Here is a 25753-nt window from a genome sequence, read left to right on the forward strand (position 1 = left end):
TTATTATTTTCATTGAATAAAAGACAAGACAAAAAAGAGATTGAAAACTAAATGCCAGAATTACCTAATGCTACAAGTGATACATATACTCTTGAATCCCCTCCAATCAAAGCAATAAAAAGGGAAGAGTATGAATCGAAAATAAAAAAAGAATGGGATATCTTAATAAATCGTGATCCCTCTCCGAGTGAAAAAGAAGTACAAAAATTTTTGGAAAAATATCCTTCATTAGTTCCTGGAGCCTTCAATATTACTGGAGGCGAAAGTGGACATGCTCCGAAATTTTGGGGCTTAATATCTCAACCAATCCTTCCATCATATTATGGTTATATCCCTGATTTTATGTGGATCTCGAAAAATAGTTCGTATGTTCAACCAGTTTTTATTGAAATTGAATCACCAAGAAAAAAATATTTTGGAGCTGGAATTGATTTTAGTGCCAATTTTAATCAAGCATTGGGTCAATTGGAAGATTGGAAGGTATGGATTTCTGATCCTGCCAACCAAATTAAATTTCGTGAATTTTATGGTTTAAATGATGAGCCATATAAAAGATTATCTTTCTTTCCAGCATTTGTTCTAATTTATGGGCGTGAAAAAGAACTTTATGAAAAACCAATTGGGAATAAAAGAAGACATGAAAAGGAGAAGAATGATTTGTTTATAATGAGTTTTGATCGTCTCCATCCTCGAGTAAATTGGGATCAATTTGTTTGCTTGAAAGTGAAAGAAAAAAATGGTGCATCAGTTATTTCAGTTGTTTCTGTTCCAGAAACGTTTACATTATCTTCAAATTTGGCTGAAGTCCGTTCTAATTACTTTGATCTAGATAAAGCAATTGTGAATAATGAAAATATACCTCCTCAGAGAAGAGATTTCTTAATTCGTAGACTTGAATATTGGAATAATTGGATAAAAATGGCTAAAAATAATAAATCGTAATTATGTGTATGCATTTTATATCACGAAAGGGATCTGCTTTGTTTTATTCTGTCGCAATAGGAGGATTATCCTCATGGGTAACCAGATATTACTTCCGATTCTTGCCTGAATCTATGCTCTCATATTTCGGATCTATCCTGATATTTTGCGAATTTTAATAATTGTTATCCTGATTTTTGATTGGGGAGCAGGTGAGTAATTCTTACTTAAATATAGAATGGCATGGTTTTTGATTAAAAGTAAAAATCAAAAAAATGTCCGATCTCTTAATTCTCTCTCAAATTCTTCAATAATTCCATGGAAGAAGATCTGACATCTCGATATAGTTCCTCTATGTTCATCAGTCCCGGAAAAAAACATCTTAAGCAGAAAGGTGTACTTATACATACCGAGAATCCCCAACAGGAAATCAGAATGATAATCTCTGAAAAACACCGGGAAACTGAAATCCTCTTTCTTGTGGAAGAAGCCGATGAGGGCGGTTATATTGCCCGATCTCTTGCATTTCCCATATACACCCAGGCTGATACCCTCGATGAACTCCGGGATATGGTTCGTGATGCCGTTCTCTGTCACTTTGGAGATGAACCAGCCCCGGCCCTTATCAGGCTTCATATCGTTAAGGATGAAGTTCTTGCCGTATGAAAGTTCCCCGGGATATTTCTGGCTCTGATTTAATATCCTATCTTATTTCGATAGGATTTCAAAAAATCAGGCAGACGGGAAGTCATGTTCGGCTCGAATGTGTGATCGATGGGGAACCGTATGGAATAACTGTTCCATTGCATGATCCTCTCAAAACCGGAACTCTCACTCATATTGTGAAAGAAATCGCACAAAAGACCGGAAGAGACTGGATATCCATGATGGAAGATCTGTAACAGATGTTCTTTTGAACAAGGTTACCGGGTATCATCTTTTCTGGGTGTACATTTAATTCTTTTATATTGTCCACACATAGGTGGCTCTGAATCCAGAAAAGAAACTCTACACGTGACTAAATCCCATCCTCTTTGAATTTTTTTAAAAATATTCTCCAAATTCTTTTATACCGGTTTGTTCCGGGTGGAGGAAAAATGGCAGATTATATATCAAAGTCAATCGTCAAGTCGGCTGAGCGAAAACTCACGACTCCGATTGATACCGTTGCGAACTTCCTGGCTCTTGTCTAGGATATCCTTGACAATAACCCCTGGGGCTGTACTTCGTACTCTTCAGGAAATGAAACGATTGCTGCAGTGGTCCGGGGTACTGAGTACTACTCAGGAAAGGTCGTCTATGAGAATGCAGAGGTGAAGACTGACGGATTATATCCCCGTCCGGGCTCCGAGTTCAGCGGCTTTCAACACTGATGTGAGCACCATTCTCGCAACAACCGCTCTTGCGACTGCAATGGGTGGAACTGCATCTCATGACAGTTCTGAAGACTCCTTCAGTTGTGTGCTGAAGTGCCACGCCGCAAGCGGTGAGACGTTTAATGTGACCTTCAAACGTGACAGCGTTGTGATCTCAAACTACGAGAATGATGCGACTCTGACCGGCATTGAATCCTGGGCTGACACAGTCGCAATTCTCGCTTAAATTTCCTTTTCTTTTCCAACCGAGGCAGGAATATGAACTGGAAATTTATTTTATCCGGTGGCGTATTCCTGGTTCTCGCTGGCCTTGTTGGTGCTGATTTTGTCAGTACCTCTATCTCTACTGATGGGACGATGATGCTGGCGAGTTCCGGGAATACTGAGAATGGTTCGTTTGCGTCCCGGGTTATGGCCGTGGATACTTCTCATCTGTCCAGGTTGATTACCGGTGGTGATGAGTTTCAGACTGATCTGATCATCCGGGGGTCGGGTCCGATCCTGGCATCAGATTATGCATCAGCCCGGGCTTCTCCAGAAGTTCTGGATGAACTCGCCTGTACGTTTCTGACAGATACCCGAGTGCAGGCGGCCCAGGTGTCTGATCTGTATACGATGGGAATGCTCCGGAACGGGAGTTATGAGATCTCCAGAGTTGTTGGATCCGGTCTGACCGGAGGAACTGTTGTGAACGGTTCCGGTATGGTCGGGTTCGGGTCTCAGACTCTCGGGAATAATTCTCAGAACTCCAGGGGTTTTGTCGCCGGGAATTTGAGTCTGCAGGATTTCGTGAGGTATGGGGGGAGGTTATGACTTGGGAGATTGTAAGCGGGTTTCTGGGTGGGACGACGATTGTGAATGTGATCGGTCTCATTCTGATGTACCGGCAGTACATGAAACTGGCTGCTTCTTCGATGGATTTCGCTGCCCTGGTAGTGGAATCTATTGAGGAGAAGGAGGATGGGACGGTTACCGTTGATCCTCTGGCTCTCGTGGCTACGTCCTTCGTGTTCACAGTTGTGGTTGACACCGTACTTAATGGGAGAATGGAAAAATTCTCTCGCGCCCCCTTTTAAAAAAAGATTAAAAATTTAATCTAGGAGCATTGGCATTGATGTATCCTAAATATATTTCTACCTGGAAAATATCGATTCCATCTAAATATAATCCCCCATCAATATATATTTGGAAAAAAAGAATATCCTCTTGATTAAAATAGCCGATTCGAAAAATATTGTCAATATCACAATAATCTAGTTTTGTTAAGGATCCTGAAATTAGAATTTTATTAGTTGATTTAGGATCATGCTGGTAATGATTTTTCTTAAAATTAATTAATTTCATATTTTTGGGGGTTATTGTGGTATCTGAAGAAGAAGGAGGAGTATTATCATTGGACGTTTTTATTAAAAATGATTGACCAAATGTTGAATCCATATAATCTAAAAATGCCGCATTCATCAAACCTCCACCTCCGATGTGGATCTTTAAATAATTTGTCGCAATATTTATCCATAAATCCATCAATTTGGGATATGCTTCTTTAATAGCCCGTTCAGAAATTGATCCAGGCAGAATTTTATCGTCTTTTGAATGGAATAATTTCAATCGAATATTATAATATTGCTCTGTTATGATGTTATTAATCGAATCTGACAGTGAAATTCTGGATTTTATTATTCTTAAAGATTCTTTTAACCAATTTATTTCTGATTGTTCGTCTTTTTTGGGATTGATCTTTTGTAACATTAATTCAAAAGAGAGGTAGAGTTCTTTATATGCAGTATAAACATCTTTAGATAAATTGGATTTTCGATAATATCTAATAAATTCTTCTATTTTTTCGAGTTTAGGCGTATTATTTTGGATTTCATTTCCGTTTTCATCAAAACATCGTATTGTTAAAGAGGTTTGGAACTCAAAATTAACTTCTGAAATTAAATTTAATTGAAATTTTGAATTATTTTTATAGAGAATTATATTAAAATTTGAGGATGGTTTTACTTCGTAATTTATACTATATTCAACCGAGAGATAATCTAAAAACTCCTGACAAACATCATTTCCTCGAATACGAATTTTATCAATCGGAAGAGGATTCTTACATCTTGCAACAATATATTGGCATCTTTCGAGAATTTCAATTTCCCAAATATATTGGCCATCATTAATTTCTCGAGTAATACTTAAGGAATTTTTTTGAACCAATTCAAAGCAGATAGAACTACAAAAAAAATGACCCTTAGTTGGTTGGGGATTAGATCCTCCCATAAAAATTTTATTGATAAATGCCATTCATAAATATCAATTATTATTCGAATAAAGAGATTGTTGTGTATATTTAATATCTATATTTCGTTATTTACTCTGTATTCTGAGTCCAATAATAAATGATCGGAAAAATTATGCCTAATACTATGAGGCTGTCCAATGAAAAGATGTAGATTGGACAGATTGTCAATCAAATAATTCGCTTTTTGTCGAACTACCAATTTTTACAATAGAATGATAGATACACGCACTGCAAAGGATGGGAATCAACATCCAAACTACTCAAAATTACAGTTGATAGACGAAGAAGAACTAAAAACTCGATAGCATTCGCTACTTAATGGGACATCTGCATTTTATTTTTTCAGTAATATTTTGATAGACCCTGACCCTTTCCTTGGTTTTTTACTAAATTTGCAAGTAATACAAACTGATATGAAATGAGATTCAATGTCATGTAAAATTCTTCAGATCTTTTCTGAATCCATTTTACACTGAAATTAAACATTCGTTTCATGTGTGAATGAGTTCTTTCACAATCTGCCCTTGATTTGTATTCAACTCTGAAATTTGGATTAAGTAAGTTCTGATTGCGAAGATACATCCCGACCTGTTTCTCCCTTCCATTATTCGTGAGAAATAGCATTTTTTCCTCAATAGAATCTCGAATGTCTCCCCCTTTCTTCCACATTTTATTTACCCAATGATCAATTCTCTCAATTGTCCCCTCTATGTTCAAAATTGCGTTCTTGCTTGGATCGATTAGTGGTTGAATTCTGAAAATTCTCCAGTATCTCGCATAAATCATGAAGGAATCATAGCCACCATCAAGTTGAACTTTGATCATGCTTGGATTCATCGTACCAACAATTTCAGCTAATGGGATTGCATATGGGGAATCATGAGCATTACCTTCAGAAAATATTCCATAAAGTGGAAAGTTGTTTAAATGAAATATGTGATATTTGTGCATCCTGCAAGCGTAATGGGGATTATATTCTGCATATTTATCATACCTTGAGGCTTCAATAGGGGTTGAATCAACCATTCCGTGACCATTCTGAATAGATTGACATGCAATGGCTCCGTTTAGGTACATGATCTTCTTAAAGCCGTCTAATCGCAAACGATTGTAAGCAAAATCATGTAAATTACTTGCAGAGGGAATATGATATTTTCCGGGCTCTATTTCAGGAATTCCAAGAGCAATGCAATCTTCAAGTGTTAGTGATTTGATGAATTTTCGATAGGATTGTTTTCGAAAGGAATGGACAATCAAGAGTTTGAATAATAATATTGGTGAATATAACCATTTTCGAGTTTGGCTGTAATTGAGATGGTTGTGCAATTCAATTTCAATCTGGGTAAGATCCATTTTTCCAAGTAATGTACTGATTGAAACACTATTTGTTGGATTTACAGTCCCATGTAATGTCCTTTTTTCGTTTGAGCCAACGAGCATAGAGGCCAGTTTCAATAGTATATAATGGTGCCGAAATCGGTCCCACGGCAATTAACGAAATGAAAAAAGAGTGGAGAGTCGAGAAATTTTATGACCTATTTAAATAATAGGGCCTTCGTTGGACGGCCTCACTATAAACAAAATAATCCCAGAATAAATTAATCCGTTTAACGGGTTTAAAGAAATTATTTGAAATCCTTCTTCACGATAAATTTCAATATAATTCTTTGATACTAATATTATCGTCCAAAAAAGGCAGGCAATTATGGCTAAAGAAAAAATGATCCAATATTTTAAATTAACTTTTAATTCAGGCTTATTTTTGGGATCTAATATTAAATCATTGTAAATTTCATTAAACTGGAGGGATTTGTATTTAAAAATTATTGGAGTTCTTACTGAAACATTATTAGACCATTCTCCGAATATCCCTTGTAACTGTTCTTTCTGTTTATTTAGATATTGCTCCCAAGTAATTGGACCATTATTTAGGATATTAAGTGATACTCTATTGATAGTTCTATCTATTTCTGACCCCGATGTTGATTCAAATATCCTAATCTTATTGGTGTTGTTTCCAGGAATATTTTCCAGATAAATGGTTGGAATAATTCTATGTAAATCATTTGGATTTGGATATTTTTTCTGAATTATATTTATTATTCGATTAATTTCATCTTCAATATACTGTGAGATCCTATTTGTATTACTGCAAAATAAATAGAACAAGGCTAGTTCATGATATTGTGGATTATTAGATTCCGGGTTAAACCCTTTGATTATTGTGTCATGTCCTTTTGAACATAATGAAATAAATATGTGATTAGGAAAGAATTGATAAAAAAAATTATCTTGGGAATTGTTACCCACAATTGGTTTTGGGTGTTTGTCATGAATCCATTGGTCTGGTTCACATTTTTTCCATTTTTCATTTAATTGATCAATTTGTGAAAGTATTAGGTCTCCTTTGTTAAAAATTAATTTTAATTCAGAATATAGTAATTTAAAATATTTTTTTTGGTCTAATTCATTATTTCGTTTGTATGTGTAATCTACAATTAAAATAGCAATTAAAGCCGAAATAAAAGCAGATGTAATTAAAATGATGAGGTTAGAAGATATTCCCTCATTAAAGAAAATTATACTTGTAAATGTGAATGCAAGTAAGCCAAATATTAGTGCCCATGAAAGTGAATCTAATTTTAGTAGAAATTTCATGAAAATAACCTATCTTGATAATATTAAAAATATCTCAAGTATTTTTTGAATAATTATTTATCCTGATATACATCTATAGAGATCATTCTTCAGATAGCAAAACGAAATAGTCAGTTACTCAATATACCCATTACTCATCCTGTAATCTGGTTAGGAGGAGGTGAAAATGGAGACTAAATCGTTATCCAAAATCCAGCAGGAAGGAATCAAGGCATTAATCAATACGTTAGGCCCGGTTGATACAGATCTACGACCCCGGATATGGCGACTATACCAGTGAGAGAAAGACCTGGCTGCCAGATGATCCGGAAGAGTACTTCAAATCCATAGAAAAAAGAAGAGAAGAGAAGAAAAGCAACTCTTCCTGATTCAATCACAATACAATAGAAGATCTCACCCCTCTCTCCCCACGCCAAGCCCGAGGGGAGAGGGGGAACCCGTTTTCCCTGGGGACGCCTGACAGTTCGGCTCGCACCCGGTCGCTTCGCTCCTCCGCAAACCGGCCGGGAAAATATAACTCCGGGCCGGCCTTTGTTCCACCAATTTTTTCAAGAAAACCCGTGCATCCCTCTATTTGAGAGCGAGATAGCAATTCCGGTGTGGATCATTTTTTGAGAGATTCAGAAGATCGTCTCTCCCCTAAACTCCCCAATCAGAGGGGAAACTGGGTCGCTACTTATTCACTCCACTTCGTTCCTAGCAAAAAACCCGGATTAGTAATCGCTGCATTAGGGACTTGAAAAACGGTTCACAAAAGCCTGAATTATTTTCAGGCAGTCTCGTATGACTCTCCGGGCTTCAAAACGACAACCTTCAGGTCTGTTGTCCGCTCGATAATCCGCTTAAACTCATCCGCATCCTGTGCTATCTTTGGTGAAGTATTATAGTGAATCGGAATAACAACAGGTGCACCCACGAATTCTGCTGCTATCATCGCTTCACGAGGCCCCATAGTATACCTCCCGCCGATAGGGAGGAGAGCAATGTCCGGATTATATATTCTGCCAATCAGTTTCATATCTCCGAACAGGGCAGTATCTCCGGCATGATACACAGTCACCCCGTCCATGGTGATAAGATACCCGGCAGCGGCCCCTCCATACACACCGATACCGGCATCCTCTATCCATGATGAGTGAAGGGCTGCGGTCATCGTGAATTCGATCCCGTCAATCGTGATCGTCCCCCCGAGATTCATCGGCTCAACCTCCAGTCCCTTATCTTTCAGATAGTAGGCGAGGTCGTTCATGGCAACGGTTTTTACCCCGAGGTCAAGGGTGCATCCGAGATGGTCAGCGTGGGCATGTGTCACTGCCACGATATCCGGAGTGCAGGGGATATTCCCGTCAGGCACAAAAGGATCGATGAGCACTCTGCGGGACCCCTCCAGAAGTACACAGGAGTGTCCAAGCCAGGTAAGTTTCATAAAAAAATTAGGTGATGTCGATCAGTTCTGCCTCTGTGATATCGATCGATTCACCAAAGGCATCCTTGGTCGCACTGGCGGTCATCTGTTCTGTCAGATCACGATCTTCCATCACATCCTTGATCCGCTCAATGTACCTGTCCATGTCCCGGTCTATCATTGCCTCAAGAACATGGCGGTACTCACGCAGGGTTGAAGGGCTGATCCCGAGCTGCTCGCTGATCTCCTTCATGGTCTTCCCAGAAGTCATGAGTTCTTCCATCTTGAACCGGTCAAATGGCATCTTGAAATCAAGTTCACGGAAGAGTTTCATCCTTACACGTGCCCGGGCCACTGTTTTAGACAGTTTTTCATCTCCCAGATCCCTGGCAATCTCTGTGTCATTCTTCCCTGAATGATAGGCACAGATGAGTTTTGCAAGCTGGATGGGACGCAGTTTTGTCTTGAAGATCCCCTGGTCGAGCAGTTCACGCATAATGAGTGCAATCTCCCGCTCGACTGCGTCACTATCACGAAGAGTGCCGTGAATCTTCTTCATCGGCTCCACAATCTGTGTGTTGCCGGTCATATTGGTGAACAACTGTAAAAGCTGTTCTTTCTTCTGGATCTCTTCAGGCATAGGATATCACGCTGGTAGGGATACCGATATAGATGCCGTTTAAATTATTTAAGTTTGTTGGATTTTTCCGGAGATTAGACCGATAATCCTTATAACTAACCCGCTATGACGCTGAAAAATTTCCATCCGGCGGCTCTTAGTATGCCTCCCTCCAGCCCCCGCTCATATATACTCCCGGCATGGCAACGAGAGTTGTATGACGACAACTCCGGAATCTATATGCTCTGAATTTACCAATATGTTTAGATATTTCTGATATTGAGGTGTCATTCGCGGTGGTTTCAAAGGCAGATAAAAAGTCGCAGGTTCCAGAGAACGATATCTATGATCAGGTCATTGATCTTGCCAGGCGACGAGGTTTTGTCTGGCCGTCCTCTGAATGCTATGGATCGGTTGCTGGTTTCATCGATTATGGTCCGCTCGGTACCCTTCTTAAGCGACGGATAGAGAATATGTGGCGTCAGTTCTACGTGGTATCAGAAGGCTACTACGAGATCGAGTGCCCAACCATCGGCCAGGAAGCTATCTATGTTGCGTCAGGTCACGTAGGTGGATTTGCTGACAAGATGTGCCAGTGCCCTGCCTGTGAAGAGTATCTGCGTGCAGACCATATTGCTGAAGCCCACAATGTGCCTGATGCTTCGGTGCTGAACGCCGCAGAACTCCAGAAAGCTATCTGTGGTCTTCCATGTCCTGCCTGCGGAGAAAAACTGGATAAGATAGAGGTGTTTGCCTTTAATCTCATGTTCCAGACGTCGATAGGTCCTGGTTCCCAACGGAAAGGATATCTCAGGCCCGAGACTGCCCAGGGGATCTTTGTTGACTTTGGTCGTCTCCTCAGGTTTTACCGCGATCGACTTCCCTTTGGGACAGTCCAGATCGGCAAGTCGTACCGAAACGAGATCTCACCACGTCAGGGGATGATCAGGCTCCGTGAATTTACCCAGGCCGAGGCCGAGATCTTCGTCCATCCTGAAGAGAAGAACCACCCAAACTTCTCCCGGTATGCAGACTACTCATTCCCGCTCTTCTCCTATAAAGAGCAACAGTCTGGCGGTGAAGCAAAGGTCTACTCTATGAAAGACGCGGTTGCCCAGGGTATCATAGCCAACGAATATGTCGCATACTACCTTGCCCTTACCCATGAGCTGCTCATCACCATCGGAGTAAAGCCTGAGAAACTCAGGTTCAGACAGCACCTTCCTGATGAACGTGCTCATTACGCTGAGGACTGCTGGGATGCAGAGATCCGTTCTGAGCGGTTCGGGTGGGTTGAGACGGTTGGTATCGCTGACCGGACTGATTATGATCTTAAGGCCCATGCTGAGGAGAGCGGCGATTCGTTCACGGTCTATATCCAGTTTGCAGAGCCGAAGCGTGAACGCCGGAAGATTATCTCTGCCAATATGGGGGTTCTCGGCCCCCAATACCGTGGCAAGGCAAAAGCGATTGCGGATGCCCTCGCGACTGTCACCCCCGGCCCTGACGGTGCAACCGTTACGGTCGACGGAGAGGAGTACTTTGTCCCGTCAAATCTCTTTGAGATATCAGAGCAGGATGTGGATGTCCGTGGTACCGATGTCAGACCGCATGTGATTGAGCCGAGTTATGGGATCGACCGTATGATCTATGCTGTACTCGAGCACTCATTTGATGAAGAGGACGTTGATGGTGAGGTCAGAAAGGTGATGCGGTTTCCGTTCAGGATTGCTCCGGTCCAGGTTGCGGTCCTGCCTCTCATGGCACGTGACGGACTTGACACTATTGCCCGGGAGATCACCCATGCCCTGCATACCCATGAGATTCTGGCAGAGTACGATGACTCAGGTGCGATCGGGCGGCGGTACCGCAGACAGGATGAGGTCGGAACTCCTCTTGCCATCACTGTTGACTATGATACCAAAGAGGATCAGACTGTGACCCTTCGTGAGCGTGACAGTATGAAACAGGTGCGGGTAAAGATTTCTGATCTCCCCCACCTTGTTTCAGAGCTTATTAAGGGTCATCAGGCCTTCTCTGCTCTCTAATCCTGATGGAATACATCAACCACCCTTTTATTCTCCCTGACAAACTCGAGAAACGTACATACCAGTTTTCAATTGCAATGCGTTGTCTTGATGGCAACACACTGGTAGTCATCCCCACGGGTCTGGGAAAGACTGCTGTTGCACTTATCGTTGCTGCTTCACGCCTCTACAGCACAGGTGGCAAGGTCCTGATGCTTGCCCCGACAAAACCACTTGTCGAGCAGCATCTCCGATATTTCCAGTCGCATCTCAATCTGCCAGATGCCCCGGAGGGCAGTTGCGTGATCTTCACCGGCGAAGCTGCACCGGCGGTAAGGACAGCCGAGTGGGGTGCTGCAACGGTGATCCTGGCAACTCCGCAGGTAGTGAAGAACGATCTGATAGCAGGACGTTACTCACTACACGACGTCTCCCTGTTGGTGGTTGATGAAGCCCATCGTGCGGTTGGCAATTATGCGTATGTCTTCCTTGTTGAGCGGTATATGGAGACAGCCATGCAGCCGCTTGTCCTTGCCATGACAGCTTCACCGGGGGGAAACCAGGAGAAGGTGGCAGGGATTGTTGAGAACCTGCATATCGTCCACGTTGAGACACGATCAGAACTCGATCCTGATGTCAGGCCCTATGTTCACGAGAAGGAGGTTGAGATCATCAATGTCAGCCTTCCTGATGAACTAAAGCAGTGTCTCACCTTCCTCTACGAACTGATCGATGATCGCCTGTCTCAACTTAGGGAAATAGGACTCCCAGCTCCTGATCGGAAAAACCTCTCGATGAAGACGTTGCAGGAACTCAATGCCCATATCCAGCAGAGGATAGCAGAGCGGGATGCAAGTGGCTTTGTTGCTGCCAGCATTCATGCCGAGTGTATGAAACTACGCCACGCTGTCGGTCTTGCCGAGTCACAGGGATGTCTGGTTCTCAAGGGGTACCTGCAGAAGCTTGATGCAGAAGGGAAGGCACCAGGCGGATCTAAAGCGAGCAGACGAATCGCTGAAGATCTTAAGTTTGGAGAACTACTGAACAAGGTAGAAGGATGGCAGGAAGAGTGCCACCCAAAACTTCTGGTACTTCCGTCCCTGGTTGAGCAGGTGCTTGAAGAACAGCCTGAAAGCAGGGTGATCGTCTTTGCAACCTATCGTGACACAGTCAGAACGATCGTTGAGATGCTCGCCGCCCGTGGGATTTCAGCAGAGAGGTTCGTGGGTCAGGCAACAAAGGACAGTGAGAAGGGTCTCTCTCAGAAGAAACAGATCGCAGCTCTGAAGAGGTTCAGGGAAGGTGAGTTCAGGGTTCTCGTGGCAACCTCGGTCGGTGAGGAGGGTCTTGATATTCCTTCCACTGATGTCGTGATCTTTTACGAACCGGTTCCGTCTGAGATCAGGAGTATCCAGCGGAAAGGGAGAACCGGGCGTCATGGCACCGGCAGGATCATTGTGATGGTTACCCGGGGTACAAGTGATGAGATCTCCAGGTTCACCTCGGTGCGCAAAGAACGGGCTATGGCGAAACAGATGTCTGGTCTTGGGAAGCGGATGAAGAATGAATTTCAGTCCGCACTCACGGTAAGTCCTGAAGGGGCTGGCCGAGATCGCACCGAGCAGGAGGATCATTTCGGCCCGGAAATTGTAGTTGATGACCGGGAACTCGTTTCAAAAGTGACCGAACGTCTCTCTTCTGCTGATGCCAGGATCCGTGTGGAGCGTCTCCCAATGGGTGACTACCGCATCGGTGAGCGTATTCTTGTCGAGCGCAAGACTGCCCGGGACTTTGTTGACACGCTTATAGAGCGTGATCTGCTCGGCCAGGTCAGACAGATGTCAGTGAACTGTACCAAGCCAGTGCTGATTATTGAAGGTGGCGATCTCTACAGCCAGCGTGACATCCATCCGAATGCCATACGCGGGGCACTGGCAGCGATCGGGATTAACTTCGGTGTGACGATCTTCACCACCTCTGATCCACTGGAGACCGCAGAGATTCTTCTGGTTCTTGCGCGCAGAGAATCCGAGGAGGGCACCATCGAGCGTGGCTCACCGTTGAAACACGCATATCAGGGAGATCGCGAAGCACAGGAAGCGATCATCTCGGCGTTTCCTGATATTGGATTGAAACATGCAAGAGCACTCCTCACAGCCTTCGGCTCGGTCCAGGCTGTCATACAGGCTGACCGCGACGCACTATTACAGGTTCCGGGAATTGGTGCGAAGAAAGCAGAGCGGATTTATGAGTTATCCCGGTTGTCGTATCCCTGATGCACTATTGCGTATGCTTTTACGACCTCATTCACTGCCCCTGTCAGTTCTGTTAGTCTTCGTGAATCCGGTTCCTCCTCGATCCTGAGAAGCAGGGTTTTGATGGTTCGTTCAAACTGCTCATCCAGGTTGAGGTTTGACTTAATCTTGGATATACCCGGTTTTGCTGTTCCGGATCCTGATACCTGATCTCTGGTGTTCAGTTCTCTCTTCTCTTCATCCTTACTGGCAGATTCGGTCTCCCTGCATACCACGCAGAGTGTCTCCCCCTTGTATTCAAAAAGTGGAGAGCCGCAGTTCTGACAAGTTTTTGCAAGCATCTTTCCTCCCTTCAGGAGATACTCTGCCATGATCTCGTCTGGCTTTCTCATAACTTCACTATAGTTTTATGAGGGTCAGTAAGTAATAATAAGAGAAGCTCTCTCACGGGTGATAGCATGCCAAATCCGGAACAGACGGTAGATTACTGTATACAGATGCTTTCCGCCATTATCGATGACGGAACGATTCCGCGCAATATCAGGCGGGTCGCTGACGAGACACGCACACTTTTACAAAATAAAGATAAACAGGTTGGCCTCAGGGCAGCCGAAGCGATATCCAAGATCGACGAGATCAGCAATGATTCCAATATGCCGATGCACGCAAGAACCCGTGTATGGGAACTGGTCTCCAACCTTGAGACAGTCCCTCTAGATTAATCGATACGCTTGTGGCTTTCTGCCTTCTGAATAATCAGTATCTTTACAACACGCATGCCGGTATCCGGCATCGCTCTTTTTTCTGAGTTCTTACTTCTGTCCTATCACGTGATCACGACTGTCCGATCACTCCTGCTCCGGGTATCACATTCGAGGAGCATGATCTTCTACCAGGTTCCTGGATACTCCCTTCAGCAGTTTTTCTGCAGGAGAGTGTCTTTTGGAGCATTCGGTACCTCTGCTTACCGTTGAAAAAAAGTAGTTGATGAACTTTAGAATCCAGGTGGATTCTGATATCAGGTCAGTGACGTTGTCTTTAGTTCAACTTCTTGATCACTTTGTTGGCGATCTTCAGGGCGCAGTAATCACCACACATCGTGCAGGCTTCCCTGTCTGCAGGCATCCGTTCGGCCCTGATCTTGCGTGCCCTCTCCGGGTTGATGGCAAGGTTGTACTGGGCATCCCAGTCCAGGTCACGTCGTGCATGACCCATGGCAAGGTCCTGATCCCGCTTCTTCAGTTTGATCATGTCGCCCACATGAGCTGCAATCCTGCTGCTCATCACACCTTCGTACACATCCTCTAAATTGGGCAGTGCGAGGTGTTCTGCAGGAGTGACGTAACAGATGAAGTCTGCACCGTACGAGGATGACATGGCAGCTCCGATGGCGGCAACCCGGTCGTCGTATCCGGGCGCAATATCGGTGACGATCGGCCCGAGCATGTAGAAGGGTTTGTTCCCTGACATCCGCTTCATCAGTTTCACGTTGGTCTCGATCTCATCAAGCGGCACATGTCCCGGACCTTCCACGATCACCTGGATACCCTGCTCATGAGCCTTGTCACCGAGCTCAGCGTTTATGATCAGTTCCTGTATCTGGGCACGGTCGGTTGCATCATGGACGGCTCCTGCACGCATCCCGTTCCCGGTCGATAAGGTGACCTCGTGCTCCTTGAGGATCTCACAGAGGTAGTCGAACTCTGCAAAGAGCGGGTTCTCCTTGTCGTTGTGGAGCATCCACGCAGTGAGGAATGCACCTCCCCGTGAGCAGAGACCTCCGTGGCGACCCTGCCGCTGGAGACGCTCAAGGGTGATCCGGTTGATGCCGGTGTGGATTGCCATGAAGTTGGTACCGAGTTTTGCCTGCTCGGCTGTGATCCTGAAAAGATCATCCTCACGCATGTGAATGACTGCTCCTTCCTTGCGTGCTGCCTCGATGAATGCCTGGTACAAGGGGACTGATCCGACAGAAAGGCTGGTTGCTTCAATCACCCGTCTGCGTATATCAAAGAAGTCGCCTCCGGTCGAGAGTTCCATCAGGGTATCAGCCCCTGCCTTCTCACCGACCTTTGCCTTCTCGACTTCCATATCCACATCAACTATATCTGAGGAAGTCCCGATGGAACAGTTCACTTTGGTGCGCAGTCCTTCTCCGATACCACATACCTTAACCTTGCGGTATGGCGACACCGGGATGACAATGTGACCTGCAGCGATTCCACGGCGGATATAATCTTCAGTAACGCCTTCCTGAGCTGCTACGGTCTTCATCTCTTCGGTGATGATGCCTCGCCTGGCATCCTCAACTATTGACATACCTCATATGTACTGTAATATGATACATAAAGGCTCGGTTTTTGAAAAGGGGACTCCAATTTGGTTTCCTGCAACGCAAGTAAATTTGTTCAGTCCATTCAATGCTTCGTGACTCCGGATACCTGTCACTGGGTACCAATGAAAACAGTGATGAAAAGCGGAGACCAACCTTATGCCGCAGTGACAGATCCAGTCCGCATGAACTTTGCAGGTTTTGTCCCTCTCAGTACCGTTGACTGGCGGGGAAGATCAGTCTGTGTCATCTTCTTCAGGGGATGTCCGGTCAGGTGCTGGTACTGTCAGAATCCCGGGATACAGAGCGGGACCGATATGATGGCCTCTGATGATGTTCTGGGCATGATCAGGTCTGCGAGTCTGCTCATCAGCGGGGTGGTCTTCTCAGGCGGTGAGGCAACGATGCAACCTGATGCTCTCAGATATCTTGCTGATCAGGTGAAGCAGATGGGGCTTGCAGTTGGCCTGCACACAAACGGGGTATTTCCTGAAGTTCTGGATGATCTGATCTCCCGAAGGTTGATCGATCTCATCGCCCTTGATATCAAACCGGACTGGAATCTAAATACGGTGAAGGGGAAAGAACGTGCACTCGGACCTGAAGTGAAACGATCACTGGCACTTTGCACAACCCGGCTTCATGATGGAAGTTTACCACTTTTTGAGGTGGTGCTGACTCTCTTCCCGGGGAGTAGCGAACAGGTAGCATCGGTGGTGCCTGATGTTGCTCAGGATGTTGATCTGGTTCTCCAACAGGGCGAATATACCGGGATACGATCTCTCCTGTTTGAGGATCTGACCAGGATTGCTGATGAACTCCATCGACCGGTACGAATACGAACCAGAGAGCAAGGGGAGATATGGTATGAAGGTAATAGGAATTGTAGGAATGCCGGGATCAGGGAAGGGTGAGTTTTCTGCCGTGTCAGCAGAGCTTGGTATCCCGGTGGTGGTCATGGGTGATGTCATCAGGGAGGAGGTTAAGAAAGAAGGTCTTCCTCCGGTTGATGCAAGTATGGGTGTTGTGGCAAGGCGCCTCCGTGAACAGTATGGCATGGCAGCCATCGCTCATGTTTGCATCCCGGTCATCGAGTCACAGAACTCACCCATGGTTCTGATCGATGGAATCAGGGGAGATGCCGAGGTCAGGGAGTTTGCTGAACACTTCTCGGATTTCATTCTCATCGCCATCGACTCTTCTCTTGAAACACGGTTTGAAAGGCTCAAAGTCCGTGGGAGGTCTGATGATCTGAATGATGTTTCTGAACTCTCTTCCAGGGATGAACGCGAGTCATCGTTCGGTCTGCGTGAAGCCATGAACCTTGCAACCATGAGGGTTGAGAATACCGGCACCCTTACTGAATATCGGAAAACTGTCAGATCGACCCTGGAGCAGATTGCAGGAGTAACATGAGTATTTGTCCATATTTTGGATCGTCAGCAAAAGTCTGGGATGAGATCGACTGGATATTTGGTATTGAAGAGGTGGGGTTTTCAGGCTGGGAGGTATGTGCAGACGGAAATTACCATTTCAGCAGACCTGACTCCTACAACTCTGTCATTGAGACACTGGCAAGCACCTCGCTCAAGGTAACCGTGCATGCTCCCTATGGTGATCTCAATCCGGCTGCCATCAATGAGCCGATCTGGAAGGAGACTGTTCATCAGATCTCTGAATGCATCAGGAAAGCTGCTCCCATCACAGACCGGGTTACTATTCATCCGGGTTATCTCTCCTGTACAGGTAAACTGGTACCTGACAAGATCTGGCAACTCCAGAAGGATGCCCTCCGTGAGTTCGGGAAGGTTGCACAGGAGTACGGGGTGACTGCGTGTATCGAGAATATGCCCAACATTCCTGACTTCCTCTGTCAGTACCCAGAAGAGATCCTCGGTCTTATCGAGGATATTGAGGGGATCGGGCTGACCATAGATTTCGGTCATGCCAACACTCTCGGGAAGGTTGATGCGTTTAGAAAATACCTGGACCATGCATCGCATATTCACATCCATGACAACCATGGCAAATCTGATGAACACCTTCCATTAGGTGCAGGGACCATCAACTGGAAGCGTCTCTCAAAGGATCTTCTTGACCACTATTCTGGCGTGGTGGTTGTAGAAGGGCGTTCGATCGAAGAAGCAAAGCGGTCATTTGATCTGATAAGGGGGTGGGGACCATAGCCGGCGAGACACTGCAGATCTTCTTCCTGGGAACCTCCGGAGCCCTCCCGACGATCTCGAGAAACCTCCCCTGTATTCTGATGAAATGGGGATCGCATGATCTCCTTTTTGACTGCGGCGAAGGGGCACAGCGCCAGATGATGAAGGCACGGACTGGCTTTTCATTTGAGTCTGTGTTCATCACCCACTGGCATGCAGATCACTTTCTCGGGCTCATTGGCCTCCTGCAGACGATGTCGTTTTCAGGGAGGGAGGAGCCTCTTGTGATCTACGGCCCTGACACGGTCCATGAGATGGTCACTGATATCAAACAGATATGCCGGAGCAGGATCAAGTTCCCGGTTGAGTCACGACGAGTCAGATCGGGCGACACACTTTCATTTGAAGGGTACGTGATACATGCTGTTGCAACCGATCATGGAATCCCCGGACTTTCATACATCTTTGAAGAGGACAAACGCCCGGGAAGGTTCAATCGTGAACTTGCCATAAGTCTGGGTGTTAGGCCCGGGCCGCTCTTTGGCAGGCTTCAGCGTGGAGAAGATGTGCAGGTGGTGGTGGATGGGGAGGAGCGACTGATCACCCCGGGGATGATCATGGGTGAGCCGCGTTTGGGAAGGAAGATCATCTATTCTGGTGATACAAGGCCCAACCTCTCTGAGCTTGCATCTCTTGGTGAGGATGCCGATCTTCTGATTCACGATGCCACCTTTGATGATACTGAACTGGATCGGGCACGTGAGTTTATGCATTCAACAGCTGGAGAGGCAGGCAGAGTTGCAAAAGCACTTCGGGCTGGTCGCCTGGCCCTCTTCCATATCAGTACCAGGTATACATCTGCAGACCAGCACCTCCTGGATGCACGAAAATATTATTCCGGTGAAATTCTCGCGCCTGATGATCTGGTCATGCTTGATATTCCGTTCTCTGAACGTTCTTCGGCATCTCCGGAAGGCACATGATACAGTCTTGTAGCAAAAACCGGTAATGCTCCCTTTTTCAGTCGTCTGGTCTCCTGCTGCATGGTTGAATTTATTTCCCTCCAGTTACCACTATACTACCATCGGTTGTTTGCTTTGCCCTGCACTCTTCCCGTAACCGGGGTTTTATTCAGCTTCTTGTCTGATCGCAGCGGCCGGCTGAATAACGGTGGATAATTCGTATGCCAAAAGGAACAGAGACTGTTGTATACAGCCTGGGTGATGGATGCAGTCTCGCTGACGTGGTTGTCGGCAAGACGTACTCCGGTACTGTCCAGGGGTTTGCTGCGTTCGGGACATTTGTGTACCTGAACAGTTCAACCAAAGGGCTAGTTCATAAAAGCAATATGCTTACCAGTCACCAGGAAGGGGATTCGATCCTGGTGCGGGTTGGAAATATCAGGGATAACGGAAATATCGACCTTGAGGAGGTCGTCATCACCTCGTACCAGGTTCAGCCGGTGATCTGTAAGAAGCGTGCTATCCAACTCAACGAACTGAGAGGAAAAGTTGGGCGGAGAGTGATGGTTGAGTGCGTGGTTGCCCAGGTGAAACAGACTTCAGGGCCTACGATCTTCACATTTATTGATGCAACCGGATCAGAGAATGGAGCCGGATTTGTAGAGGCCGGGAAACGGGCATTTCCGGATGCAAACCAGGGCGATGTCGTCCGTGCGACCGGAGAAGTGATGCAGCGGGGAGGTCAGATTCAGATCGAACTTGAGAACCTGACTGTGCTCCGGGGAAGCGAGGCTGATGATGTTCTTGCTGGTATTGAGCAGGCCATCGATACCCGGGCCGAGCCACCTGAAGTCCCGCTTCTTGTGGATAGCGAAGTGCTTGAGAAACTCAGGCCTGCAATGCGAAAGATCGCAAAGATCATCAGGCGTGCTGTCTTCACTGCTCAGCCGATCCTTCTTCGCCACCATGCCGATGCCGACGGGATATGTTCTGCAGTCTCAATTGAACAGGCTGTCATCTCCCTGATAAACGAGTCCGGAGGAGACTACGACGCCGATTATTATCTCTTCAAGCGTGCCCCCTCGAAAGCTCCGTTCTATGAGATAGAGGACATCGTCAGGGATCTTGATTATGCGACCAGAGACAACGTCCGGTTCGGGCAGAAGATGCCACTGGTGCTGCTGACTGATAACGGATCCACCGAAGAGGATCTCCCTGCCATGAAGATGGCAAAGGTCTATGGGATTCCTATGATCGTCTTCGACCATCACCATCCTGATGAGATCGTTGATCAGTTCCTAGAAGCGCATGTCAACCCGTACCATGTCGGTGGAGACTACGGTATCACCGCCGGTATGCTCGGTACCGAGATTGCCCGCCTGATCAGCCCGTCTGTTGATCGGCAGATCAGACATATCGCCGCTGTGGCCGGTGTTGCAGACCGGAGCGAGGCTCCGGAGCGGAGCAGGTACCTTGAACTCTCTGCGGATCGGTTTTCAGAGGATGAGTGCAGACGGATAGCCCTGGCACTTGACTACATTCAGTTTTATCTCAGGTTTAACGATGGAAAGGAACTGATAAAAGATATTCTGGATCTGAATGGCAACCATGAGCGTCACCTACAGATGGTTAAGCTGCTGGAAGATGAAGCCAACGCAGCGATAACCGAACAGGTGAAAACCTGCATGCCGCACGTGGGTCATACAGTGCTAGGGAATGGTGCTCACCTCTTCACGATCGACGTCGAGATCCACGCCCACAAGTTTACATTCCCACCACCGGGCAAGACCTGCGGGGAGGTCCATGACCGTCTCTGTCAGCAATATGCCGGTGAACCGGTTGTTACCCTCGGGTTCGGGCCTGATTTTGTTGTGCTGAGATCTCGTGGTGTACTCATGAATATCCCGAGGATGGTCAGAGAACTTCGTGATGATCTCCCCGGGGCCGGAGTCAACGGTGGCGGACATCTTGTAGTGGGCAGTATAAAATTTGTCGAAGGAATGCGCCCGGAAGTTACCGAAAGGCTTTCAGAAAAGATTGCTCAGTTTTCAACAGTTGAATAATCTCTTTTTTTCGGATTCGCATATAACATGATAGATCATCAACATTCAAGCATCTTTATATGCCTGAACTCTGATTTCTAACTACGCTGATGGAGGTAGTATAATGCCATCACACACATGCTTGAGAGAGAAGTATAATGAGACGCAGACGCGACTCATAACTTATCTCCGAAATGGTCTTGGTTCAGGCAGGCATTACTTTAAGTCCAAATACATTGCAAAGGATTTGGGCCTGTCTTCCAAGGAGGTAGGCACCAACATGGCGATCCTGGCAGAAATCTGTCACGAGATCTCCATTGTAAGGTGGAGCTATTCAAACAGCACCACCTGGATGGTCAGTCCTGCAAAGAATTAAACTCTTTTTCCGCTAATAACTGGGTCTGATGAAGACCATTGTCAGCTTTGAATCACCCTTAGAGTTTGTCGCTGATATCAACGAGCAGAAAGACTGTCTGATGTCCCAGGATAACACACAGGATGATCCTGGCACGCTCTGGTTCAATATTGATATACCAAAGGGTCATGGACTGGTTCCTGGCGACCGGGTCCGTGTGACGGTTGAAAAATTATAACCCTCATTTTGCAGTGCTATCACTTTTCTGGTAGTTACAGGTACCCGGTTTTTGCATGAAGAAATCCTTACAATCCTGGATAAAGACTCTTATTGAGATCTTTCTCCTCCTTCTAACAAATGGTATTGCCAATTATCTCTTTATCAGGCATTATACGTATTACAGCGATGACTGGTCCGATGTTGTAACTTCTCCGGACTCTGCAAGATCTTACCTGGCAGTTCTATCAGATTGTCAGCGTCCAATCCAGTTCGCTTTGAAAAAACTGGCATTTTCATTTCATGGAGTGGATGCATTTGGCTTACAACTGGCGGGGTTAGTACTCTCATCGCTCTTTATTGTTCTGCTTTATTTTATTCTCAAAAAGATTGCTGCAGATTACGGATACCTGTCGTACCTTCCGTTTGTTAGTTGTCTCCTCTACGTGGTGCTCTGGAACAAGGATGAGGCATATCCCTGGGTAATTGTCTCTATATGCAACGAGGTTGGGTTTCTCTTTTACGCAGCCTCGATCCTTTGCTACCTGTACCGGGATCGTCGCTATCTCCTCCCTGTATCTCTGGTCTTCTATCTCCTTGGACTTCTTACGTACGAGACCGGGTTTGCACTACCTGCTGTCCTTGTGGTGCATGATCTTCTCAACGGGAAAAAGATCAGAGATTCGTTCTGTTATCTTATACCGCTGGGCCTGGTGATGGTGATCCGGACTACTCACTGGTTCGGATTTGGATACGTACGATACGGGCATGATGTTTCCAGTTTCGAACCTGGTGTTCTTCTTCTTCATGCTGGTCTCTTCATCTTTACATCGCTCCTGATATTCTCTAATCAGATTCAGTTTTCTGTTATGGGGTGGATGCAGATGACTCTGGTTCAGAGCGCCTGCATTCTGGCTATTGATATAATACTAGTTATCCTCATATCATGGTACCTTCGTTTGTACCGGTTTGTGGAACAAGGCTCCTGGAGGTACATGTCTGTTCTCCTAACCGGTCTTGTGGTTACATCGGTTCCGATTATCCTGACTACGGGCGGTACACCAACCCGGGGGTATGTCCTTATAGATATTTTTGTAGCATGCCTGATCGCATTCCTCTGTATCAGGTTGTGTACTGCCAGGTATTCCAGAATATTACTGCTGGCTGGCATCTTATGCTCCCTTCTGATCTCCCAGGGTCTGTATGGTAACTGGGTTACATCTGGCGAACTATCTGATAGTGTTGCCGGGTATTTCTGCTCACACTCTGAGGAGATTAGTGAATATCCCTATGTCTATTTCAACTCAACTGATTTCGTGGTGAATGCTCCCAACGGGATTCTCTCTGCCTATCATCCGACCCGTGAGGATCTGTTCAGGTTGAAAAGAGATGTATTAGGCAACCATTTGAGTGAACTGATCGGGAAACTCGGGCAGGAAGATGTGATGAACCGGATTGATTCCGGGTATGTTCATTATTATAATGCCAAATGTCTTGACCAATGGGCATTTAGTGGAATGTTGAATAAATGTGGTCTGTCTACTACCACTCTGATATATGGGGGGAACTGGTTTGGAAACTTCCCTACCTCCATTGGAAAAGATGAGATCAGGTATCAGAGATACGACGATTATCATCCAACTGGTCCTGAGATAACCGTTCCCAGATCGCAGGTGTTCGAGATCACGTACTCCAAGGTTTTTAGGACCGGCCAGAAACAGCCACTTACTCTTTTCTAAAAGGGTAATCTCACCCCAGTCCCCACGATCGCCTGGATGGCTCAGCAGAATAAAATTGGAGGTTAATTCCTGTGTGTCTCACCATGCTGGGAGATATCAAGACCTACATACTCTTCTTCTTCGGTCACCCGCAGGCCGATCAGCTTATCAACGATGAGGGCGAGTATCCACGTTCCGATAAACGAGTATGCCAGTATTATGAATGCACCACCCAACTGAAGGATAAGTTGGTGGCCGTTTCCTGCGATCAGCCCGTTCACTCCACCCACTGTTGCAGTGGCAAAGATACCCAGTGCAATGGTCCCCCAAAGGCCTCCGGTTCCATGGATTGCCCATGCATCGAGGCTTTCGTCCCACTGCTGTTCAAGTCTGAATACCAGGGCAAAGTAACAGAGTACTCCCGAGATTGCTCCAATGACAACCGCTTCCATAGGGCCGACAAATCCTGCAGCCGGAGTTATGGCCCCAAGCCCCGCAATGGTACCTGAAATCATGGATAGCGAACTGGGTTTGCCTTTGTACCAGGACACGAACATGTAGGCGAATGTACCTGCAGCTGCTGCAATGTTGGTGACGATGAATGCGTTTACTGCGATACTGTTTACGCCAAGAGCACTTCCTGCGTTAAAACCAAACCAGCCAAACCAGAGGATGGCACCACCGATAAGGGTCATCGGGATGTTGCATGGCTGCAGGGAGTACTCACCAAATCCCTTTCTCTTTCCTATCACAAAGGCCAGGGCTAGTGCTGAGAATCCTGCACAGATGTGAACGCCTATACCTCCGGCAAAATCCAGCACTCCTATCTGTTGTGCCCATCCCCCGCCCCAGATCCAGTGAGCCACCGGGTCATAGATCAATGTTGTCCAGATGAGGCCGAGCAAAAGAAAGGATGAGAGTTTGATCCGTTCAGCCACGGCTGAAGTAACGATGGCAAGGGTGATCGCTGCAAATGCCATCTGGAAGATCATGAAGACCAGTTTTGGGATGTTGTCACCTTCCATGGTAACCCCTGCAAGCCCTATATGGTCCAGACCTCCGATGAGTCCACCGAAATCAGGTCCGAATGCCAATGAATAGCCAAAGAAGATCCACTGGAGTGAAACAAGTGCAAACGAGATGAACGAGAGGGTCAGCATGGAGATGATATTCTTCCGATGCACAAGCCCGGCATAAAAGAGCCCTACTCCAAAGGTCATGAAGATGACGAGTGCTGTGCATATCAGCACAAATCCGGTGTCAACGTAATTTATTGGCATTAATCACCTGCGTTAGTATCAAATGTTCAGAGGTTCTTCGATTCCGAAGAAATCTCGACTCTGGTTTTGTGTTATCCGGGGTATAGGACATTCCTGAGAGAAAGAAGTTTATTTCCCCCTTTTATATTTTTTTGCATTTGATGATCAATGACAATGGTTCAGGTAGCTCACCATATACTATCGGGATTGTGAATCGTACATGATCCACCAATTCGGAAAAATTGATACCGGATTGTTGTAGATATATAGATACTATGAACCGCCGATACCTGTTTCTCATCGCAGTTATCAGTACAATAATTCTTCTTCTGATAGTTGGTCCGGCGGCAGCTAAAACTGTCTGGAGCATCTGTGATGAGAGTGCCAATCCTGGTTGCGCTGATGATGCAAAATCCAAAGGATACTGGAACTTTGCTTATGATGATGCCGCTCCATTTGTCACTGCGGGTCTCTACTGCTGCTGGTGGGAGCGGTGGTACAAGTGGAATAAGTTCAGCCAGTGGAAAGATGCTAACACTATGAACCTCGGATCCTCTGATAACTCACTGAACGGAGTACAAACAAAGAGTTATACTCCGGGAACTGTGGGTTCATCAGAGGTTAAGGCATCCCCGACACTGACACAGATACAGCCTGAAGACGGGTATTGTCCAAGTTGTTGCTCCATCTGTGACGATCAGACAGCAATGGAACTTCAGGCAAAATCTGATGCAATAATGGCAAAGAAACCGTGGTTGACAGAAGGGAAGAATAAGGGAACGACATCGGCATCAGCAACAACGACTGGCGGATCAGTGAAGGCGTCGCCGACTGTTGCACAAATGAGTTTTTCTGAAGCGGTTTAATTATCTCAATTTTTTATGTGATCCGAGTAGCCTCTATCTTTTTTCCATGAATTGCGACATGAGGTAAAGGGTTTTCGGAAGTATATTTGTCATAGGTGGCCACTAGATTCGTGAAACTATGTGATATTGCTCTCTAGGTGACAATGGTATTGGGTTTTATCGCTCCTATAGGGTGCAGATTTTAATTATACGCGGGGTTTATTTAGATAGCAAATCTGCTCCGTTTTATAGTAAGGTTTAACTTTTTTGTGCAGTATTTCCATGTTTAGTAATTAATGCCAACG

Annotated in this window: 26 protein-coding genes; 18 read left to right on the forward strand and 8 right to left on the reverse strand. The window is 45.8% G+C overall.

Translation table 11 applies throughout. The annotated features are described in order from the left end of the window. The first annotated feature begins 51 nt into the window (after positions 1-51). From ACHZA2_RS13000 to ACHZA2_RS13025, 6 genes are all read left to right on the forward strand, one after another. Positions 52-942 (forward strand): Shedu anti-phage system protein SduA domain-containing protein, encoded by an 891-nt coding sequence (locus tag ACHZA2_RS13000; protein WP_319580054.1) that lies wholly within the window; start codon positions 52-54, stop codon positions 940-942. Positions 943-1356: 414 nt separating this feature from the next. Then, entirely contained in the window at positions 1357-1587 is a 231-nt protein-coding gene (locus ACHZA2_RS13005) for a hypothetical protein (protein ID WP_319538411.1), read from the forward strand. Continuing rightward, positions 1584-1823, forward strand: a complete 240-nt coding sequence (locus ACHZA2_RS13010; protein WP_319580055.1) for a type II toxin-antitoxin system HicA family toxin — start codon at positions 1584-1586, stop codon at positions 1821-1823. The genes ACHZA2_RS13005 and ACHZA2_RS13010 overlap by 4 nt, the downstream gene beginning before the upstream one ends. 472 nt (positions 1824-2295) lie before the next feature. Continuing rightward, entirely contained in the window at positions 2296-2523 is a 228-nt protein-coding gene (locus tag ACHZA2_RS13015) for a hypothetical protein (protein WP_319580056.1), read from the forward strand. A gap of 32 nt (positions 2524-2555) precedes the next feature. Beyond that, positions 2556-3110: a hypothetical protein gene (locus ACHZA2_RS13020; protein WP_319580057.1), complete on the forward strand. Its 555-nt coding sequence runs from the start codon at positions 2556-2558 to the stop codon at positions 3108-3110. Further along, on the forward strand, positions 3107-3373 hold the full coding sequence (locus tag ACHZA2_RS13025; protein WP_319580058.1) for a hypothetical protein: 267 nt from the start codon (positions 3107-3109) through the stop codon (positions 3371-3373). Before ACHZA2_RS13020 ends, ACHZA2_RS13025 begins: the two co-directional genes overlap by 4 nt. A 7-nt stretch (positions 3374-3380) precedes the next feature. On the opposite strand, the gene ACHZA2_RS13030 is transcribed toward ACHZA2_RS13025, so the two are convergent. The 5 genes from ACHZA2_RS13030 to ACHZA2_RS13050 form a co-directional block, all read right to left on the reverse strand. Further along, positions 3381-4592: a hypothetical protein gene (locus tag ACHZA2_RS13030; RefSeq protein ID WP_319580059.1), complete on the reverse strand. Its 1212-nt coding sequence runs from the start codon at positions 4590-4592 to the stop codon at positions 3381-3383. Between the two features lie 340 nt (positions 4593-4932). Next, positions 4933-6030 (reverse strand): transposase, encoded by a 1098-nt coding sequence (locus tag ACHZA2_RS13035; protein WP_319578110.1) that lies wholly within the window; start codon positions 6028-6030, stop codon positions 4933-4935. A 99-nt stretch (positions 6031-6129) separates the two neighbouring features. Continuing rightward, positions 6130-7248: a hypothetical protein gene (locus ACHZA2_RS13040; protein WP_319580060.1), complete on the reverse strand. Its 1119-nt coding sequence runs from the start codon at positions 7246-7248 to the stop codon at positions 6130-6132. Positions 7249-8017: 769 nt separating this feature from the next. Further along, positions 8018-8674 carry a metal-dependent hydrolase gene (locus tag ACHZA2_RS13045; RefSeq protein WP_319580061.1) on the reverse strand — a complete coding sequence of 219 codons (657 nt, stop codon included), beginning with the start codon at positions 8672-8674 and terminating at the stop codon, positions 8018-8020. 7 nt (positions 8675-8681) lie between these two features. Continuing rightward, the gene (locus ACHZA2_RS13050; protein ID WP_319538406.1) at positions 8682-9293 is read right to left on the reverse strand and encodes a response regulator receiver protein; all 612 of its coding nucleotides are present in this window, start codon (positions 9291-9293) and stop codon (positions 8682-8684) included. 275 nt (positions 9294-9568) lie between these two features. On the opposite strand from ACHZA2_RS13050, the gene glyS reads away from it, so the two are divergent. Then, on the forward strand, positions 9569-11320 hold the full coding sequence (gene glyS, locus ACHZA2_RS13055) for a glycine--tRNA ligase (RefSeq protein WP_319580062.1): 1752 nt from the start codon (positions 9569-9571) through the stop codon (positions 11318-11320). Positions 11321-11325: 5 nt separating this feature from the next. Beyond that, the gene (locus ACHZA2_RS13060) at positions 11326-13575 is read left to right on the forward strand and encodes a DEAD/DEAH box helicase (RefSeq protein WP_319580063.1); all 2250 of its coding nucleotides are present in this window, start codon (positions 11326-11328) and stop codon (positions 13573-13575) included. Here ACHZA2_RS13060 and ACHZA2_RS13065 read toward each other — a convergent pair. Next, complete coding sequence (locus ACHZA2_RS13065) at positions 13545-13946, reverse strand: Sjogren's syndrome/scleroderma autoantigen 1 family protein (RefSeq protein WP_319580064.1); 402 nt, start codon at positions 13944-13946, stop codon at positions 13545-13547. The genes ACHZA2_RS13060 and ACHZA2_RS13065 overlap by 31 nt on opposite strands. A 66-nt stretch (positions 13947-14012) precedes the next feature. On the opposite strand from ACHZA2_RS13065, the gene ACHZA2_RS13070 reads away from it, so the two are divergent. Next, on the forward strand, positions 14013-14276 hold the full coding sequence (locus ACHZA2_RS13070) for a UPF0147 family protein (protein WP_319538402.1): 264 nt from the start codon (positions 14013-14015) through the stop codon (positions 14274-14276). A 316-nt stretch (positions 14277-14592) separates the two neighbouring features. Here ACHZA2_RS13070 and thiC read toward each other — a convergent pair whose 3' ends face one another. Continuing rightward, complete coding sequence (gene thiC / locus ACHZA2_RS13075; RefSeq protein WP_319580065.1) at positions 14593-15873, reverse strand: phosphomethylpyrimidine synthase ThiC; 1281 nt, start codon at positions 15871-15873, stop codon at positions 14593-14595. 198 nt (positions 15874-16071) lie between these two features. Here thiC and ACHZA2_RS13080 point away from each other — a divergent pair, with 198 nt between their 5' ends. The 8 genes from ACHZA2_RS13080 to ACHZA2_RS13115 all read left to right on the forward strand — a co-directional run bounded on the left by ACHZA2_RS13080 (position 16072) and on the right by ACHZA2_RS13115 (position 23365). Beyond that, complete coding sequence (locus ACHZA2_RS13080; protein ID WP_319580066.1) at positions 16072-16800, forward strand: anaerobic ribonucleoside-triphosphate reductase activating protein; 729 nt, start codon at positions 16072-16074, stop codon at positions 16798-16800. Then, positions 16754-17302, forward strand: a complete 549-nt coding sequence (locus ACHZA2_RS13085; protein ID WP_319580067.1) for an AAA family ATPase — start codon at positions 16754-16756, stop codon at positions 17300-17302. The genes ACHZA2_RS13080 and ACHZA2_RS13085 overlap by 47 nt, the downstream gene beginning before the upstream one ends. Then, positions 17299-18072 carry a sugar phosphate isomerase/epimerase family protein gene (locus ACHZA2_RS13090; protein ID WP_319580068.1) on the forward strand — a complete coding sequence of 258 codons (774 nt, stop codon included), beginning with the start codon at positions 17299-17301 and terminating at the stop codon, positions 18070-18072. The genes ACHZA2_RS13085 and ACHZA2_RS13090 overlap by 4 nt, the downstream gene beginning before the upstream one ends. Continuing rightward, complete coding sequence (gene rnz, locus ACHZA2_RS13095; RefSeq protein WP_319580069.1) at positions 18060-19034, forward strand: ribonuclease Z; 975 nt, start codon at positions 18060-18062, stop codon at positions 19032-19034. The genes ACHZA2_RS13090 and rnz overlap by 13 nt, the downstream gene beginning before the upstream one ends. Before the next feature lie 200 nt (positions 19035-19234). Next, on the forward strand, positions 19235-21076 hold the full coding sequence (locus ACHZA2_RS13100) for a DHH family phosphoesterase (RefSeq protein ID WP_319580070.1): 1842 nt from the start codon (positions 19235-19237) through the stop codon (positions 21074-21076). Between the two features lie 103 nt (positions 21077-21179). Continuing rightward, the gene (locus tag ACHZA2_RS13105; protein WP_109969183.1) at positions 21180-21431 is read left to right on the forward strand and encodes a hypothetical protein; all 252 of its coding nucleotides are present in this window, start codon (positions 21180-21182) and stop codon (positions 21429-21431) included. Between the two features lie 28 nt (positions 21432-21459). After that, positions 21460-21648 carry a hypothetical protein gene (locus ACHZA2_RS13110; RefSeq protein WP_319538395.1) on the forward strand — a complete coding sequence of 63 codons (189 nt, stop codon included), beginning with the start codon at positions 21460-21462 and terminating at the stop codon, positions 21646-21648. Between the two features lie 55 nt (positions 21649-21703). Then, on the forward strand, positions 21704-23365 hold the full coding sequence (locus ACHZA2_RS13115) for a hypothetical protein (protein ID WP_319580071.1): 1662 nt from the start codon (positions 21704-21706) through the stop codon (positions 23363-23365). A gap of 62 nt (positions 23366-23427) precedes the next feature. Here ACHZA2_RS13115 and ACHZA2_RS13120 read toward each other — a convergent pair whose 3' ends face one another. Next, the gene (locus tag ACHZA2_RS13120) at positions 23428-24624 is read right to left on the reverse strand and encodes an ammonium transporter (RefSeq protein ID WP_319580072.1); all 1197 of its coding nucleotides are present in this window, start codon (positions 24622-24624) and stop codon (positions 23428-23430) included. 254 nt (positions 24625-24878) lie between these two features. Here ACHZA2_RS13120 and ACHZA2_RS13125 point away from each other — a divergent pair, with 254 nt between their 5' ends. Beyond that, the gene (locus ACHZA2_RS13125) at positions 24879-25469 is read left to right on the forward strand and encodes a hypothetical protein (RefSeq protein ID WP_319580073.1); all 591 of its coding nucleotides are present in this window, start codon (positions 24879-24881) and stop codon (positions 25467-25469) included. Positions 25470-25753: the final 284 nt, after the last annotated feature.

The sequence above is a fragment of the uncultured Methanospirillum sp. genome, from assembly GCF_963668415.2.
GTDB lineage: Archaea > Halobacteriota > Methanomicrobia > Methanomicrobiales > Methanospirillaceae > Methanospirillum.

Coding starts and splice junctions, on each gene's coding strand:
- ACHZA2_RS13000 (WP_319580054.1), top strand. CDS start 52: ATGCCAGAATTACCTAATGCTACAAGTGATACATATACTCTTGAATCC.
- ACHZA2_RS13005 (WP_319538411.1), top strand. CDS start 1,357: ATGATAATCTCTGAAAAACACCGGGAAACTGAAATCCTCTTTCTTGTG.
- ACHZA2_RS13010 (WP_319580055.1), top strand. CDS start 1,584: ATGAAAGTTCCCCGGGATATTTCTGGCTCTGATTTAATATCCTATCTT.
- ACHZA2_RS13020 (WP_319580057.1), top strand. CDS start 2,556: ATGAACTGGAAATTTATTTTATCCGGTGGCGTATTCCTGGTTCTCGCT.
- ACHZA2_RS13025 (WP_319580058.1), top strand. CDS start 3,107: ATGACTTGGGAGATTGTAAGCGGGTTTCTGGGTGGGACGACGATTGTG.
- ACHZA2_RS13030 (WP_319580059.1), bottom strand. CDS start 4,592: ATGGCATTTATCAATAAAATTTTTATGGGAGGATCTAATCCCCAACCA.
- ACHZA2_RS13035 (WP_319578110.1), bottom strand. CDS start 6,030: ATGCTCGTTGGCTCAAACGAAAAAAGGACATTACATGGGACTGTAAAT.
- ACHZA2_RS13040 (WP_319580060.1), bottom strand. CDS start 7,248: ATGAAATTTCTACTAAAATTAGATTCACTTTCATGGGCACTAATATTT.
- ACHZA2_RS13045 (WP_319580061.1), bottom strand. CDS start 8,674: ATGAAACTTACCTGGCTTGGACACTCCTGTGTACTTCTGGAGGGGTCC.
- ACHZA2_RS13050 (WP_319538406.1), bottom strand. CDS start 9,293: ATGCCTGAAGAGATCCAGAAGAAAGAACAGCTTTTACAGTTGTTCACC.
- ACHZA2_RS13060 (WP_319580063.1), top strand. CDS start 11,326: ATGGAATACATCAACCACCCTTTTATTCTCCCTGACAAACTCGAGAAA.
- ACHZA2_RS13065 (WP_319580064.1), bottom strand. CDS start 13,946: ATGAGAAAGCCAGACGAGATCATGGCAGAGTATCTCCTGAAGGGAGGA.
- ACHZA2_RS13070 (WP_319538402.1), top strand. CDS start 14,013: ATGCCAAATCCGGAACAGACGGTAGATTACTGTATACAGATGCTTTCC.
- thiC (WP_319580065.1), bottom strand. CDS start 15,873: ATGTCAATAGTTGAGGATGCCAGGCGAGGCATCATCACCGAAGAGATG.
- ACHZA2_RS13080 (WP_319580066.1), top strand. CDS start 16,072: ATGAACTTTGCAGGTTTTGTCCCTCTCAGTACCGTTGACTGGCGGGGA.
- ACHZA2_RS13085 (WP_319580067.1), top strand. CDS start 16,754: ATGAAGGTAATAGGAATTGTAGGAATGCCGGGATCAGGGAAGGGTGAG.
- ACHZA2_RS13090 (WP_319580068.1), top strand. CDS start 17,299: ATGAGTATTTGTCCATATTTTGGATCGTCAGCAAAAGTCTGGGATGAG.
- ACHZA2_RS13100 (WP_319580070.1), top strand. CDS start 19,235: ATGCCAAAAGGAACAGAGACTGTTGTATACAGCCTGGGTGATGGATGC.
- ACHZA2_RS13105 (WP_109969183.1), top strand. CDS start 21,180: ATGCCATCACACACATGCTTGAGAGAGAAGTATAATGAGACGCAGACG.
- ACHZA2_RS13110 (WP_319538395.1), top strand. CDS start 21,460: ATGAAGACCATTGTCAGCTTTGAATCACCCTTAGAGTTTGTCGCTGAT.
- ACHZA2_RS13115 (WP_319580071.1), top strand. CDS start 21,704: ATGAAGAAATCCTTACAATCCTGGATAAAGACTCTTATTGAGATCTTT.
- ACHZA2_RS13120 (WP_319580072.1), bottom strand. CDS start 24,624: ATGCCAATAAATTACGTTGACACCGGATTTGTGCTGATATGCACAGCA.
- ACHZA2_RS13125 (WP_319580073.1), top strand. CDS start 24,879: ATGAACCGCCGATACCTGTTTCTCATCGCAGTTATCAGTACAATAATT.